Origin of the sequence: Microbacterium sp. NPDC089695 (assembly GCF_044749085.1) — a bacterium.
In the GTDB taxonomy this organism is placed as follows: Bacteria; Actinomycetota; Actinomycetes; order Actinomycetales; family Microbacteriaceae; genus Microbacterium.
In genome coordinates this window covers 2,002,892-2,018,785 of the sequence record NZ_JBIVHG010000001.1, presented here as the reverse complement: position 1 = coordinate 2,018,785, position 15,894 = coordinate 2,002,892, and the positions used below count along the sequence as shown (strand labels likewise).

10 protein-coding genes are annotated in these 15,894 nt (G+C 70.5%); 4 read left to right on the top strand and 6 right to left on the bottom strand.

The window, feature by feature from the left end:
- Positions 1-42 precede the first annotated feature (42 nt).
- A complete protein-coding gene (gene nhaA, locus ACIPYT_RS09680; RefSeq protein WP_401073012.1) occupies positions 43-1,209 on the bottom strand; it encodes a Na+/H+ antiporter NhaA in 1,167 nt (388 codons plus the stop codon).
- A 92-nt stretch (positions 1,210-1,301) separates the two neighbouring features.
- Between nhaA and ACIPYT_RS09675 the strand changes: the two genes are divergently transcribed.
- Both ACIPYT_RS09675 and gdhA read left to right on the top strand, forming a co-directional pair.
- The gene (locus ACIPYT_RS09675) at positions 1,302-3,989 is read left to right on the top strand and encodes a phosphoenolpyruvate carboxylase (protein ID WP_401073009.1); all 2,688 of its coding nucleotides are present in this window, start codon (positions 1,302-1,304) and stop codon (positions 3,987-3,989) included.
- 64 nt (positions 3,990-4,053) lie between these two features.
- Positions 4,054-5,415, top strand: coding sequence for an NADP-specific glutamate dehydrogenase (gene gdhA / locus ACIPYT_RS09670; RefSeq protein WP_401074786.1), 1,362 nt, complete (start codon positions 4,054-4,056; stop codon positions 5,413-5,415).
- 33 nt (positions 5,416-5,448) lie between these two features.
- Here the strand turns inward: gdhA and ACIPYT_RS09665 are convergent, their stop codons facing one another.
- The 4 genes from ACIPYT_RS09665 to ACIPYT_RS09650 all read right to left on the bottom strand — a co-directional run bounded on the left by ACIPYT_RS09665 (position 5,449) and on the right by ACIPYT_RS09650 (position 10,819).
- Complete coding sequence (locus ACIPYT_RS09665) at positions 5,449-6,876, bottom strand: APC family permease (protein WP_401073007.1); 1,428 nt, start codon at positions 6,874-6,876, stop codon at positions 5,449-5,451.
- Positions 6,877-7,032: 156 nt separating this feature from the next.
- Entirely contained in the window at positions 7,033-9,999 is a 2,967-nt protein-coding gene (locus ACIPYT_RS09660) for an aminotransferase (RefSeq protein ID WP_401073005.1), read from the bottom strand.
- The gene (locus ACIPYT_RS09655) at positions 9,996-10,616 is read right to left on the bottom strand and encodes a gamma carbonic anhydrase family protein (protein WP_401073003.1); all 621 of its coding nucleotides are present in this window, start codon (positions 10,614-10,616) and stop codon (positions 9,996-9,998) included. Before ACIPYT_RS09655 ends, ACIPYT_RS09660 begins: the two co-directional genes overlap by 4 nt.
- Positions 10,617-10,657: 41 nt before the next feature.
- Complete coding sequence (locus tag ACIPYT_RS09650; protein ID WP_401073001.1) at positions 10,658-10,819, bottom strand: hypothetical protein; 162 nt, start codon at positions 10,817-10,819, stop codon at positions 10,658-10,660.
- Between the two features lie 172 nt (positions 10,820-10,991).
- Between ACIPYT_RS09650 and ACIPYT_RS09645 the strand changes: the two genes are divergently transcribed.
- A complete protein-coding gene (locus ACIPYT_RS09645; RefSeq protein WP_401072999.1) occupies positions 10,992-11,876 on the top strand; it encodes an SDR family oxidoreductase in 885 nt (294 codons plus the stop codon).
- Between the two features lie 40 nt (positions 11,877-11,916).
- Complete coding sequence (locus ACIPYT_RS09640; RefSeq protein ID WP_401072997.1) at positions 11,917-12,282, top strand: VOC family protein; 366 nt, start codon at positions 11,917-11,919, stop codon at positions 12,280-12,282.
- A gap of 25 nt (positions 12,283-12,307) precedes the next feature.
- On the opposite strand, the gene mfd is transcribed toward ACIPYT_RS09640, so the two are convergent.
- Entirely contained in the window at positions 12,308-15,871 is a 3,564-nt protein-coding gene (mfd, locus tag ACIPYT_RS09635) for a transcription-repair coupling factor (protein ID WP_401072995.1), read from the bottom strand.
- Positions 15,872-15,894 lie beyond the last annotated feature (23 nt).

Below are 15,894 nucleotides of genomic sequence, written 5' to 3'. Positions count from 1 at the left end.
TGCTGTTCGCTCGTCACGATCGGTCCTCCGCTCTGATCATGGTCATGATGCCGCCATCGACATGGCGCGGTACCAGCGCGCGCGAGCCGACACGACGACGCCCGACAGCACGAGCGCCGCGCACGAACCGACGAGCACCCCGAGGATCGCCTGGTCGCGGATCTCGGCATCCCCGGCGAACGCGAGGTTCGCCAGCAGCAGAGACACCGTGAACCCGATGCCTCCCAGGGCCCCGGCCGCGAGGATGTCCGGGAACGGCAGAGCGGGCTCAGCGCCCCGCGGACGGATGCGCATCGCGAGCCATCCGAACAGGCCGATGCCGACGATCTTGCCGACCGGCAGCGCGACCGCGATGCCCCAGAACGCGGGCGACAACGCGGTGGGCGACACGGCGGGGATCACCACGAAGGCAGCGGCGAAGGCGAACAGGGGCAGGATCCCGCCGTTCACGACGGGCTCGAGGGAGTGCCGTACGCGTGCGGCGGGCGCGGGCGCCATGACGAGGCCGAGCAGCACGCCCGCGATCGTCGCATGGATGCCGGAGGACGCGACGAGTCCCCAGGCCGCGACGCCGACGACGACCATGGCGATGGCGACCGCCGTGTGTCCCGTGGCGTGCAGCGCGCGGCTGAGCAGCCAGAACACGGCGACGGCGACGAGCGCGAATCCGAGCAGGAGCCACTGCACGTCGTGGGCGAACAGCACCGCGATGAAGACGATGCCGATGATGTCGTCGAGGATCGCCAGCGCGAGCAGGAAGACGCGCACCGTCGAGGGCAATCCACGCCCGAACATGGCGAGCACGCCGAGCGCGAAGGCGATGTCGGTCGCCGTCGGGATGGGCCATCCGGTGGCCGTGCGCTCCCCGCCGGCGATCAGCAGGTACACGCCGATCGGCACCAGCACGCCTCCCGTCGCCGCGATCGCCGGCTGCAGGGCCTTGCGGACGGAATCGAGCTCGCCGTGCGTGAGCTCGTGCCGCAGCTCGATGGCGACGACGAGGAAGAACACCGCGAGCAGGCCGTCGGAGATCCAGTGCGCGATCGACAGGTCGAGCGCCGTGAAAGGCACCGCGAGATGGAGGTCGAGCACGGCGGCGATCGCGTCGTGGCTCGGGAGGTTCGCGAGGAGGAGGCCCAGCGCCGCAGCGACGAGCAGGAGCACGGCAGGGAACTGCTGGCCGCGGAGGGGGTTCGCCGAGATGCGCATCGCCTCCATGCTAGGACCCGCCTCCCGCACGGGCGACGTCTTCGGCCGTCATGCGTGCAGGGCACCCCGCTAGACAGGGATACTCTCGAAGCGTGACCCCCGCACAGAGTTTTCCCGAGCCCACCGATACCTCGGCCATCCGCATCATCGGCCGATTCGAAGCGGGGCGCGGCATCCCCGACGCCATGCGCTCGGATGTGAGGATGCTCGGCGGGCTCCTCGGGCAGGTGCTGCGCGAAGCCGGCGGCGACGACCTGTTCGCCGATGTCGAGCGACTGCGGCTCGCCACGATCCAGGCGTACGACGAGGAGACCTCCGACGCGTTCGAGCGTGCTGCCGCGATCGCCGAGTCGTTCAGCATCGAGCGTGCCGACGAGGTGGCCAGGGCGTTCACCTGCTACTTCCACCTGGTGAACCTCGCCGAGGAGCACCAGCGTGTGCGCGTGCTGCGCGAGCGCGCCGGGCAGCCGGGCCGGGAGGACGCCGCCGACACCGTGGCGTCCGCGTACGCTCGACTGAAGTCCGAGATCGGCGACGACGAGGCCCGGCGCCGCCTCGAGGGACTGCGGTTCCACCCGGTGTTCACGGCGCACCCGACCGAGGCGCGTCGCCGCGCGGTGTCGTCGAGCATCCGCCGGCTGTCGGAGCTGCTCACTCAGCACGACGCCGCGAGCGACGGCGGAGCCGAGCAGCACCGCGCGCGTCGCCGCATGCTCGAGGAGATCGACACGCTGTGGCGCACCGCTCCCCTGCGCGCCCAGAAGCCCTCGCCCACCGACGAGGTGCGCACGGTCATGAGCGTGTTCGACGAGACGCTGTTCACCACCGTGCCGCACGTGTACCGCCGCATCGACGACGCGCTGCGCGGCGAGGACTCCGGCGCGAGCGCTCCGGTCGTGCCCGCGTTCGTGCGGATCGGCTCCTGGGTCGGCGGCGACCGCGACGGCAACCCGTTCGTCACGGCATCCGTCACCCGTGAGGCCTCGCAGATCGCCTCCGATCACGTGCTGCGCGGGCTGGAGCGCGCCCTCGAGCGGATCGGACGCACCCTCACCCTGGATGCCGAGGGCACACCGCCGAGCGACGAGGTCATCGCTCTCTGGGAGCGCTTCGCGACCGCGCAGCCGAGCCTGGCCGAAGAGCTGGGCGCCCGCTCGCCGGGCGAGCCGCACCGCCGCGTCGTGGTCGCGCTCGCGCACCGCGTCGGCGCCACACGCCGCGGCGACGACGAGCGCTACGCCGCGCCCGAAGAGCTGCTCGCCGATCTGCGCGCCGTACAGTCCTCGCTCGTGGCGGCGGGCGCCACCCGGCACGCGTTCGGCGGCGTGCAGCACCTGATCTGGCAGGTCGAGACCTACGGCTTCCACCTGACCGAGCTCGAAGTCCGCCAGCACTCCCAGGTGCACGCCAAGGCCCTGGCCGAGCTCGAGGGCGGCGAGTCGCTCAGCGCGCAGACCGAAGAGGTCCTCGAGGTCTTCCGCGCGATCGCCGAGATCCAGCGCGACCGCGGACTGCGCGCGGCCGGCCGCTACGTCGTGTCGTTCACGCAGGCGGCGTCCGACCTCGCGAACGTGCACGCTCTCGCCCGCCACGCCCTGGGCGACGACGCCCCCGTGCTCGACGTCGTGCCGCTGTTCGAGACCTTCGCCGACCTGCAGGCCGCCCCCGGCATCCTCGCCGAGGCCGTGCAGTTCCCGGAGTTCCGCGAGCGCATGGCCGCGACCGGCAACCGCCTCGAGGTCATGCTCGGCTACTCCGACTCGTCGAAGGACGTCGGCCCCGTCGCCGCGAACCTCGCACTGTACGAGGCGCAGGAGAAGATCGCGCAGTGGGCGTTGGAGTCGGGCATCGAGCTCACGCTGTTCCACGGGCGCGGCGGCGCCCTCGGGCGCGGCGGCGGCCCCGCGAACTCCGCGATCCTCGCACAGCCGCCGCACTCGGTCGACGGCCGGTTCAAGCTCACCGAGCAGGGCGAGGTCATCTTCGCGCGGTACGGCGAGCCCGCGATCGCGATGCGTCACATCGACCAGGTCGCCGCGGCGACGCTGCTCGCCTCCTCGCCGACGGTCGAGAAGCGCACGAGTGACGCGGCCGAGCGGTTCGCGGACATCGCCGCGGTCATGGACTCCTCGTCGCGCGAGCGCTTCTTCTCGCTCGTGAAGGCCGAGGGTTTCGCGCCCTGGTTCGCGACCGTGACGCCGATGGAGGAGATCGGCCTGCTCGCGCTGGGCTCGCGCCCCGCTCGTCGCGGCCTCTCGGTCGAGTCCCTCGAAGACCTCCGCGCGATCCCGTGGGTGTTCGCGTGGACGCAGGCCCGCATCAACCTCGCCGGCTGGTTCGGTCTCGGCACGGCACTGGCCGCCGTGGGCGACGAGCAGCGTCTGATCGAGGCGTATGGCGAGTGGCCGCTTCTGCGCACCATGATCGACAACGTGGCGATGAGCCTGGCCAAGACCGACGAGCGCATCGCCCGCGAGTACCTCGCCCTGGGCGACCGCGACGACCTCGCGTCCCTGGTGCTCGACGAGCTCGCCCTCACCCGCGAGTGGGTCATCCGCCTCACCGGCGGCGTCGGACTGCTCGAGAACAAGCCGATCCTGCAGCGCGCCGTGCAACTGCGCACACCCTACGTCGACGCCCTGTCGCTCCTGCAGCTGCGTGCCCTGCGCGCGCTGCGCGACCCGGCCGAGGCGAACGGTTCGGGCTCGGAGGACGAACAGCGTCGACTGCTGCTCCTCTCCGTCAGCGGGGTCGCGGCCGGGCTTCAGAACACGGGATGACGTCGGGCACGCCTCGTCTCCCGTCGCTCCGATCAGAAAGCTCTCTCCCGTGACCACTTCCGCTCTGCCCTCCACCGCCTTCCACCCGCTCGCCGACTCGGTGCAGCCCGTGTTCGACACGGTGCTCGCGCGCAGCGCGCACGAACCCGAGTTCCAGCAGGCCGTGCACGAGGTGCTGACCTCGATCGCACCGGTGCTCGATCGGCACCCCGAGTACGTCGACGGCGGCATCCTCGATCGCGTGGTCGAGCCCGAGCGTCAGATCCTGTTCCGGGTGCCGTGGGTCGACGACGACGGTCGCCTGCAGGTCAATCGCGGCTACCGCGTGCAGTTCTCCTCGGTGCTCGGCCCCTACAAGGGAGGTCTGCGGTTCCACCCCTCGGTGAACCTGTCGATCATCAAGTTCCTCGGCTTCGAGCAGATCTTCAAGAACGCGCTCACCGGCCAGGGCATCGGCGGCGGCAAGGGCGGCTCCGACTTCGACCCGCACGGGCGCTCGAATGCCGAGATCATGCGCTTCTGCCAGTCGTTCATGAACGAGCTCTACCGCCACCTCGGCGAGCACACCGACGTGCCCGCCGGCGACATCGGCGTGGGCGGGCGTGAGATCGGCTATCTGTTCGGGCAGTACCGCAAGATCACGAACCGCCACGAGTCGGGCATGTTCACGGGCAAGGGCACCGGCTGGGGCGGCGCCGAGGTGCGCACCGAGGCCACCGGGTACGGCGCGGTGTTCTTCGCGCAGGAGATGCTCGCGGTGCACGGCGAATCGCTCGAGGGGAAGCGGGTCGCGGTCTCGGGCTCCGGCAACGTCGCGATCTACGCTATCCAGAAGGCCACGCAGCTCGGAGCGACCGCCGTCACGGCATCCGATTCGTCGGGCTACGTCGTCGACGACGCCGGGATCGACGTCGATCTGCTGCGGCAGATCAAGGAGGTCGAGCGCGCGCGCATCGTCGAGTACGCGAACCGCCGCTCGAGTGCCCGATTCGTCGAGGGCGGCAGCGTCTGGGAGGTTCCCGTCGACATCGCCGTGCCCTCCGCCACGCAGAACGAGCTCGACCTGCGGGCCGCCGAGGCCCTGATCGCGAACGGCGTGCGCGCGGTGTCGGAGGGCGCGAACATGCCGTGCCTCCCCGCGGCGGTCGACGCGTTCCAGGCCGCGGGCGTGCTGTTCGCGCCCGGCAAGGCCGCGAACGCCGGAGGCGTCGCCACCTCGGCGCTCGAGATGAGCCAGAACGCCTCGCGCCAGCGGTGGACCTTCGAGGCGAGCGAGAACCGGCTCCGCGAGATCATGGCCGACATCCACCAGGCGGCGTTCGACGCGGCCGAGCGGTACGACGTGGCAGGCGACTACGTGGCCGGAGCGAACATCGCGGGCTTCGAGCGCGTCGCCGCCGCGATGCTCGCACAGGGCGTCATCTGAGCCGAGGGGCGCCCGCGAAGGCGCCCCTCCCCCTCAGCTCTCGTCGACCGGCACCTTCACGACCTTGTTGTAACCGGTCACGGCCTGATTCTCGTCGAAGGCGACCACCTTCTTGCGGAATCCCTTCGTGATCACGGCGAGGTAGATCAGGCCGAGGATCGTCCAGGTGATGCCGCCGATCAGAGCGTCGGGGTGCAGGTTGACCCAGAGCAGTCCGGTCAGCAGCGTGCCGATCGCGGGCATCACGATGTACGAGAAGATCTCGCGCGGTGTGTGGCGCATGCCCTTGCGGATCGCGAACCACGCGATCACCGAGATGTTCACGAAGGTGAACGCGATGAGCGCGCCGTAGTTGATCCAGGCGGCGATGAGTTCGAGCGTGAACGGGATCGCGAGCAGCGAGATCGCCCCGACCAGCACGATGTTGAACGTCGGCGTGTGGGTGCGCGTGTTGATGTAGCCGAACGCGCGTTGCGGCAGCACGTTGTTGCGTCCCATCACGAGCAGCATCCGCGACACGGAGGCGTGCGAGGCGAGGCCGGACGCGAGCGTGGCGCAGAAGCCCGCCGCCGTGAGCACCGCCATGAAGACGTTGCCGCCGACGAGGTCGCCGATGATCGGCAAGGTCGAGTCCTCGACGAACTGCATGTCGCCGCCCGGGGCGAACTCGTTCCAGTCGGGGAACCGCAGCTGCGACACGTACGAGGCGACGAGGAAGATGCCGCCGCCGAGGATCACCGTGAGCAGGATGGCCTTCGGCATGATCTTCGGGTCCTTGGCCTCCTCGGCGTACATCGTGACCGCGTCGAAGCCGATGAACGAGAAGCACACGATCGTGGCGCCGGTCAGCACCGCGCCCATCGTCACGTCGTCGTGCAGGAAGGCTCCGACCGAGAGGATCGTCGCCGCCCCGTCGCCGCGCATCAGCTGCGCGACCACGAGCGCCACGAACACGACCATGACGACGATCGAGAACACGAGCAGGATCATGTTGAGGTTCGAGGTGCCGCGCATGGTCATGTAGATGACGCTCGTGACGGCGATGCAGTAGAGCACGACCCAGATCCAGGCGGGGACGTCGGGGAACATGGCCTCGAGGTAGCTCTTGATGATGAGGCAGTTCACCATCGGCAGGAGCACGTAGTCGATCAGCGAGGTCCAGCCGACCATGAAGCCGAGATTCGGGTGGATGGACTCGCGCACGTAGGTGTACGCCGACCCGGCGCTGGGGATCGCGCTCGCGATCTTGCCGTAGCTGATGGCGGTGAACACCATCACGACCAGTGCGACGAGGTACGCGGCGGGAACGACGTTGTTCGTGTCGCGCGCGACCATGCCGAACGTGTCGAACACCACCGTCGGCGTCATGTAGCCGAGTCCGAGGCCCACGATCGCCCACAGGCCCAGGTTGCGTCGGAGCGTTCCGCCGCCGTGCGCGAGCGGCTTCGTCTTCTCTGCCATGTGTACTCCCTCGGGACCAGCGCAGGGGCCGGACTTCGGGTCGTCCGACGCTGAGCCTCAGTATGTACCCCGGCTATTCGTCAGCGGAAGAGCGAATCTGATTCGAAATACGCATTTAACATCGCACGACGGAGCTGGATTCGAAGGCGGAGGCGATCACCACCCATCGGTCAGCACCCGGTCGAGCATCGCGAGCACGTGGTCGGCGCTCTCGACCGTGAGGCACAGGGGCGGCTTGACCTTGAGCACATTGGAGCGTTCCGACGTGGTCAGCACGATCACGCCGAGCTCCCGCATCCGCTCGCAGATCGCGGCCGCTTCGGCCGCTGCCGGCTCCAGCGTCTCCCTGTCGCGCACGAGCTCGACGCCGAGGTACAGGCCGGTGCCGTGCACGGGGCCGATGAGCGGATGCCGAAGCGAGAGCTCCCGGAATCCCTCGGCCAGGTGCGCGCCGACCTCGACCGCGTTGCGCTGCAGGTCCTCCTCGATCATGGCGTCGAGCACGGCGATCCCGACCCGGCAGCTGAGCGAACTGCCTCCGGCGGACGAGAAGAACTGCCCCTGCGAACTGAGCGCGTCGGCGATCCGCGTCGTGGTGATCACGCCGCCGATCGGGAACCCGTTGCCCATGGGCTTCGCGATCGTGACGATGTCGGGCACCGCATCGGACTGCTCGAAGCCCCAGAACGTCGACCCCATGCGACCGAAGCCGACCTGCACCTCGTCGGCGATGCAGAGGCCGCCGCGGGCGCGCACCCGCTCGTAGGCGCCCGCGAGGTATCCCTCCGGCAGCAGCACGCCGCCGGCGTTGCCGAGCACCGACTCGCACAGGAAGGCCGCTGCCGGCCGCTCCTCGTCGGCGAGCCGGTCGAGGTCGGCGGCGAGATCGGCGAGGTACGCACCCGCGGTGTCGTCGCCCCGGTATGTGCCGCGGAACCGATTCGGGACGTCGGCGACGTGCACCCAGTCGGGGCGCGTGCCGACCGCGTCGGGGTTGTCGTACGCACTGGTGGTGACGGCGTCGCTCGCCTGGGTCCAGCCGTGATAGGCCTCGCGGAGTGCCACGATCGTCTGCCGTCCGGTGGCCGCCTGCGCCAGACGGATCGCCAGATCGACGGCCTCGGATCCGCTGTTGACGAGCAGCACCGTGTCGAGGCCGCTCCCCTCGGGCATGAGCGCGAGCAGCCGTTCGCTGTATTCGGCGAGGTCGCGGAACAGGAATCGGGAGTTCGTGCCGAGCAGGCGCAGCTGGGCACTCGCAGCGTCGGCGACACCCGGGTGCGCGTGGCCGAGACCCGCGACGTTGTTGACCATGTCGACGTGGCTGCGCCCCGTGGTGTCGACCAGATGATGGCGCCAGCCGCGTTCGATCTGCGGCGGATGCTCGTAGTACCGCTCCTGGGCTGCCGCGAAGATGCGCTCGCGGCGGCGGAGCTCGTGCGCCGACTCGTCGCGCTGGGCGACGGACGGGATGCCGAGCAGCGCAGCGGGATCGGCGGTCAGCCGCGCCCACGCCGCGACCTCGTCGGGAGCGACGAGCCGGGCGCTCGCGGGGGCGGGCGGGAGCAGGGGCGACGCCGTGGACGGCGGCATCGGGGCAGGGGTGTCCGCACGACGGACGCCGACCACGACGACGCGAGTGCCGAACGACGCGGCGATCCGCCCGATGGCGTCGCCGCTCTCGACGGGCCCGCCTCGCGAAGGATCGATGTCGGCCCCGCGCACCTCGACGATCCACCCGCCGCCGTGCGCGAGGAGCACCCTCCCGTCGAGCACCGTCACCTCCCCACCCACCGGTGCGGTCAGGCGCATCGACGGCCCGGGGGCGATGTGCACCTCGGTCTCGACGGGCCAGGTCGCGGCGGCGTCGGCGGTGTCGATCGCCGTGCGCGTGAGCCGGTACACCCCGTACGGCATCACGGCGCCGTAGGCCCCGGCTGCGTGCGCGTCCGCGACCAGCTGCGCCTCGATGTCGGGGGCGAGCCATCTCCCGGCATCCAGATCCGGAGCCTCCACACCCGGATCGATCATCGACACCCGCCCCTCGAGGTCGGGGATCAGCGACGCGACGTCGGGCCTCCCCGCGGCGTCGAACGCCGCAGCATCGATCCCGAGCCGCGCGCGCACGTGCTCGACCGCCTCGATCAACGGCACGGCGGTCGCGGCGTCGAAGATCGCCTGCTCCCCCGCCACACGCTCGGCCGCGTACTCGTTGTCGCCGTCGATCTCGAGCTGCCGCCACCCGCTCGCCACGAGCAGCGCGGCACGCAGCACGATGAGCGGCCACACGGCGTCGATCTCCTCGACGTCGAGCGGCACGGCCTCGTGGAAGGCGGCGATCGTGTCGAGCACGCGCAGCGGACGATCCGGCTCGTGGTGCAGCATCGACGAGGCGCACACCGCGAGCTCGGCGACGCGCCACCCGGTGCCGAGATCGCCGAGGTCGATCACGACGCGCGGATGCAGGCGCGAGTCCTCTCCGCGCATCCCCATGACGTTGTCGTCGGTCAGGTCGCCGTGGATCGGCTGTACAGGAAGCCGATCGGCCACGGCGGCGAGCGCGGCCTGCGCCTCCTCGGCCGCGTCGCGCACCCGGGAGCGCAGACGTGAGTCGGCGATCGACGGCGCGAGAAGTCGCACCTGCTCGTGCGCGACCCTCATGTCCCACATCTGCTCGCGGTCGAGACCCGGATGCCGCAGACCCGCCAGCGCCGTGACGGAGGCCGCGGCGAGGGCTCCGAACTCCGTCAGCACCACCGGCGCCAGGTAGCCCGCATCGACGAGCGGCTCGCCCTCGGCGAACTCGCTGCGCCGCACGGCGAAGCCGCCCCAGCGCTGTGTGAGAGCGCCGTCGAGTCCCGGGAGCACGGCGGGCACGACGACTCCGGCGTCACGATAGGCGTCGAGCGCCCGGTGCTGGGCGTCGCGGGCGTCGTCGCCGAACACGGGATTGTCCACGCGCAGCACGCTGCGCGCACCGTCGGCCTCGAGCAGCACGAAGTTGCGGTCCTGATTGCTGCCGAGCTCGGTCGCGGTGGCCTCGATGCCGTAGCACTCGCGGGCGATCAGCGCGGCGTCGGCCGTGGTCACCTCGGGACGGACGAGACCGGCGCCCGCGCTCACTCGCGACCCGCCGCCGGCGCGTCGATGCGCACGTCGTCGGCGTGCCGCGCGAGAGACGAGCCATAGCGTTCCGTCAGCTGCACCATGAGATCGGGGGTGTCACGATCGACGCCGAACACGTGCCCGGGGAAGTCGAGATCCGGTTGCGCGGCAGCGATCTCCTCCTTGCGATCGGGCGACAGCAGCTGCACCGGGTCGCCCACCGCGACCCATCCGATCGGCACCACGGTGCCCGAGGGCAGCACGGCACGGCGATGCACGATGGCGTTCACCCGCACCTCGCAGCGGTCGCCGACCAGGGCGCCGTTGAAGATCCGGGCGCCCGAGGCGAAGAAGACCTCCTCGCCGACGGTCGCTCCGGCGATGCTCGCGAGCGTGCCGATCAGCGTGTGCGCACCGATGTGCACGGCGTTCGCCGCAGTCGCGCGGATCAACGCGTTCTCCATCACGATGACGTGCGCGCCCAGGGTGATCGGCCCTCCCTCGGCCGTGATCACCGCACCGTGCAGCACCTGGCAGCCCGGTCCGATCTCCACATCGCCGGAGACCACGGCGGTGGGGGCGATGACGGCGGTGTCGTGGACGCGGGGCCGAGCCCCGAGGTGCTCGTACAGCATGACGTCAGCGTAGTGCGACGCACCGCCCGGTCGCGAGGGATCTACTTGTTCGATGCGCCGGCGCGTCTCAGCATCCCGATCACGAGCGTCGCGAGGAACAGCACGATGCCCAGGACCGCGAGCCACAGGAGTCCCTTGATCACGAAACCGAAGACCGCGAGGCCAGCCCAGACGATGAGGAGGATGATCAGCAATGCCCACATGCCCTCATTCTCTCGCTGCCGTGCAGCGCCGACCACCCCCGTTGACGCGCCGTTCGACTGTCGCTAGCGCCGCTGCTACGCTGGCCCGCATGGCTGGCCTCTGACTCGATCCCTTCCCCGCCGTTCGGCTGCGTTCCCGCGCGCCTCGGCATCCCGATCGAAAGGCTCGACCATGACCTCCGCCGACCTCCTCCCTCTGTCCGGAAAGACCGCTCTCGTCACCGGCGTCTCACGGCTGCGCGGCATCGGCTTCGCGACCGCCCGCACGCTCGCGTCCCTCGGCGCGAACGTCGTGATGCACCACTACCGACCGCACGACGTCGACCAGCCGTGGGGCGGCGACGACATCGACGCCGTCCGCGCGGGCATCGCCGCGTCCCTCGCACCGGGTGCGGTGCTGGCCGATCATCACGGGGACCTTCGCGACGACGCGACCGTCGAGGCCGTGCTCGACGCCGCCTCCGGCGTGACCGGGCGCACCGACATCCTGGTCTGCAACCAGGCGCTCAGCGGTGGAGACGGGTCGATCTTCGACATGACCCCCGGGCGCCTCGACGCGCACTGGCAGACCAATGCCCGGGCGTCGCTGCTGCTCACGTCAGGACTCGCGCGGAGGCGTCGACGCGAGCTCGGCGGAGCGCCCGCGGACGCCGCGCGACCCGGCGATCGCATGGTCGATCTCGGCCCGTTCGACACGCCAACCGGACACGTGATCTGGATGACGTCGGGGCAGGGCCATGGCGCCATGGTCGGCGAGATCGCATACGCGACGAGCAAGGCCGCGCTCGCCGGCATCACTCGATCGGTCGCCCGGGAGCTGCTGGGCGTCGGACTCGTGCTCAACACCGTGAACCCCGGCCCCGTGAACACGGGCTACCTCGACCCCGACACGACGGATCGTGACCTGTCGGGCGTTCCGGACTGGATCGCTGCACAGCCCTTCGGACGGGTCGGCGTTCCCGACGACCCCGCGCGCCTGATCGGGTGGCTCTGCACGCCGGCCGGGTCGTGGGTGGTCGGACAGGTCCTCACTTCGGACGGCGGCTTCTCGCTCTGATGCCGTTGCACGGGACCCGCGCCCGCTCTACCCTGCCGACATGGGTGTCTCGAGTCTGTTCCCCATCCTGCGCACGGTCGACCTCCCGCGTCTGAGCCGCTTCTACGAGGAGGCCTTCGCCGCGACGGTCACCTATCGCTACGCGCACGACGGCGCGGACGTCTACGTCGCGCTGGCGGTGGGCGGCGGGGCGCTCGGGATAGGGCTCGACGCCGACATCACGCCGGGCGACCCGATCGCGGTCTGGTTGTACGTCGACGACGCGGATGCCGCGTACGCCGCGACGCTCGCATCCGGGGCCGCCGCCGTCGCACCGCCCGAGGATCTGCCGTGGGGCGAGCGCGTCGCCCAGGTGCGCGACCCCGACGGCAACCTGCTGTACGTGGCGACTCGCCCCGCAGACTGACGCGCCACTCTCCGCACCCGCCCGATCACTCGACCGGGACGGGCTCCGGGAAGATCGCGGTGAAGAGCTGGCCGACCCATTCGAGCAGCTCGGCGTCGGGCAGGGGCTCGAGACCCACACCGACGGCGGCGGGAATCGTGGGCATCGGCACCACGAGCGCCTCGCCGCTCGCGACCAGCTTGGCCTTGGGGTAGAGCCGCTGCAGGCGCACCTTGATGGAGTCCTCGAGGCGGGCGGGCGCGATCCGCAGGTTCGAGCCCATCACGACGACGTCGGCGAGCCCGGCCCTGGCGGCACGACGACGCAGACGTGCGACCGCGACCAGGCCCTCGACGTCTTCCGGCGGGGTGCCGTAGCGGTCGGTGAGCTCCTCGATCACGAGGTCGATCGCGTCGTCCTTGGCCGTCGCCGCTGAGGCGGCGGACAGCTTCTGATACGCCTCCAGGCGCAGCCGTTCGCTGTCGATGTAGTACTCGGGGATGCGGGCGTCGAGCGGCAGCTCGAGCCGCAGCTCCTGTCCCGACTCGACCTCGTCGCCGCGGAACGTCGCGACCGCTTCGCCGATCATCCGCAGGTACAGGTCGAAGCCGACGCCCGCGATGTGCCCGGCCTGCTCGCCGCCGAGCAGGTTGCCCGCGCCGCGCAGCTCGAGGTCCTTGAGCGCGACCTGCATACCCGATCCCAGGTCGTTGTTGATCGCGATGGTCTGCAGGCGGTCGGCCGCCGTCTCGCTGAGCGGCTTCATCTCGTCGTACAGGAAGTAGGCGTAGGCGCGCTCGCGCCCGCGACCGACGCGTCCGCGCAGCTGGTGCAGCTGGCTCAGGCCGTACTTGTCGGCGCGATCGATGATGATCGTGTTCGCGTTGGAGATGTCGAGGCCGGTCTCGATGATGGTCGTCGAGACGAGCACGTCGAACTTGCGCTCCCAGAAGTCGTCGACGACCTGCTCGAGCGCGTGCTCCCCCATCTGCCCGTGCGCCACCGCGATCCGCGCCTCGGGCACGAGCTCGGCGAGCTGAGCCGCGACGCGCTGGATCGACTGCACGCGGTTGTGCACGAAGAACACCTGGCCCTCTCGCAGGATCTCGCGACGGATCGCCGCCGCGATCTGCTTGTCGCTGCGGGGGCCGACGAAGGACAGGATCGGATGCCGGTCCTCCGGCGGCGTCGCGAGGGTCGACATCTCGCGGATGCCCGTGACGGCCATCTCGAGCGTGCGCGGGATGGGCGTCGCGCTCATCGCGAGGATGTCGACGTTCGTCTTCATCTTCTTCAGCGCATCCTTGTGCTCGACGCCGAAGCGCTGCTCCTCGTCGATGATCATGAGCCCGAGGTCCTTGAACATGACCTGGTCTGTGAGGATGCGGTGGGTGCCGATGACCATGTCGACCGTGCCGTCGAGGAGGCCGGCGAGCGTGAGCCGCGCTTCCTTGTCGGTCTGGAAGCGCGAGAGCGGCCGCACCTTGACGGGGAACCCGGCGAAGCGCTCGGTGAACGTCTCGAGGTGCTGCTTCACGAGCAGCGTGGTCGGCACGAGCATCGCGACCTGCTTGCCGTCCTGGATCGCCTTGAACGCCGCACGCACCGCGACCTCGGTCTTGCCGAAGCCGACGTCGCCCGAGAGCAGGCGGTCCATCGGGATGGGCCGCTCCATGTCGGCCTTGATCTCGTCGATGGTCTGCAGCTGGTCGTGGGTCTCGGCGAAGGGGAACGCCTCTTCCAGCTCGCGCTGCCACGGAGTGTCCGGCGCGAACGCGTGCCCCTTGGCCGCCATGCGCGCCGAGTACAGCTTGACGAGCTCGACCGCGATGTCGCGCACGGCCTTGCGGGCCTTGCCCTTGGCCTGCGCCCAGTCGCTGCCGCCCATCTTCGACAGCGTGGGCCCCTCGCCGCCGACGTACTTCGACAGCAGGTCGAGCTGATCGGTCGGCACGTACAGCTTGTCGCCGGGGTAGCCGCGCTTCGACGGCGCGTACTCCAGCACGAGGTAGTCGCGCGTGGACTTCGTCGCGTTGCGTCCGCCGGTCGACACCTCGCGCTTCGTCATCTCCACGAAGCGGCCGATGCCGTGCGTGTTGTGCACCACGAAGTCGCCCGGCTTGAGCTGCAGCGGGTCGACGACGTTCTTGCGTCGCGAGGCGAGCTTCTTGACAACTCGCTGGTCACCGCCGATCGTGCGGCCGTAGAACTCGTTGTCGGTGAGCACGGCGAGCTTCGCCTCGGCGACCTGGAAGCCCGACTCGACCGTGCCCGTGACGAGCGTCGCGACCCCGGCATCCGGCATCCCGTCGACCGTCTCGACCACGCGCGCCGCGATCCCCCGGTCGGCGAGCACGTCGCGGGCGCGGTCGACGAGCCCGGAGCCTGCGGCGATCACGACCACGCGCCAGCCGTCGGCGACCTTGGCGTCGACGAACGAGATCGCGCCGTCGACATTGCCGTGGAACGAGGGGATGACGGAGGCGTCGATCGTCTCGGCGTCCTCCCCGCCCATCGCGAAGGGGCTGAGCCGCCACCACACGCCGCCGCGGTCGCGGACGATCTCGCGCAGCCGCGCGATCGTGAGGAAGTCGCCCGCGCCGAGGTCGATCGGAGCGGATGCGCCGGAGGTCGCGGCGCTCCAGGCGGCGTCGAGGAACTCGCGGTTCGTCTCGCCGAGGGTGATGGCTCGGGCGCTGGAGCGCTCGGGATCGACGACCGCCGTCGCGGTGCCCTCGGGCAGGTACTCGGCGAGCGACTTCAGCGGCCCGGCCACCGCGGGCAGCAGCGACTCCATGCCCTCGACGGGGATGCCCTCTGCCATCTTCTCGAGCATCTGCGAGATCGCCGGGAACCCGCCGATCAGCGCCCGCGCGCGGTCGCGCACATCGGGCGTCAGCAGCAGCTCGCGGCTGGGCGGCAGATCGACGAGGGCGACGTCACCGGGAAGGGAGCGCTGGTCGGCAACCGAGAACGCCCGGATCTGGTCGACCTCGTCGCCGAAGAACTCGATGCGGTACGGATGCTCCGAAGTCGGCGGGAACACGTCGAGGATGCCGCCGCGCACCGCGAACTCACCGCGGCGCGACACCATGTCGACGCGCGAGTACGCCCGTTCGACGAGCTGCTCGGCGACGCGATCGAGCTCGTGCCCGCGCGATCCCATCGCGAGTTCGAGCGGCGCGATTTCGCCGAGGTTGCCGGCGATCGGCTGCAGCGCCGCGCGCACCGAAGCGACCACGACCAGCGGCCGCTCGCCCGACCACTCCGCGATACGGCGCAGCGTCTGCAGACGCTGGCCGACCGTGTCGGGGCTCGGGCTCAGGCGCTCGTGCGGCAGGGTCTCCCAGGCGGGGAAGGTCACGACCTCGGCATCGGGCAGGTACGCGGCGAGCGCCTGCGAGAGGCTCTCGGCGCGTCGACCGGTCGGCACGACCGTGAGGAGGGCGGCGGGATGCCCGGCGGCGCGGCGCTTCTGGAGGAGTCCGGCGAGCGCGGGCGCGTCGAGCCCGTCGACGAGCCCGAGATCGGCGTCGGTCTGCGCCCAGGTGAGGGCGTCGCGATACAGAGACGCCTCTTCCAAGGCGCGCAGAATCCCCGGAACAGTCACCGGACAAGCCTAGCCGCGGCATC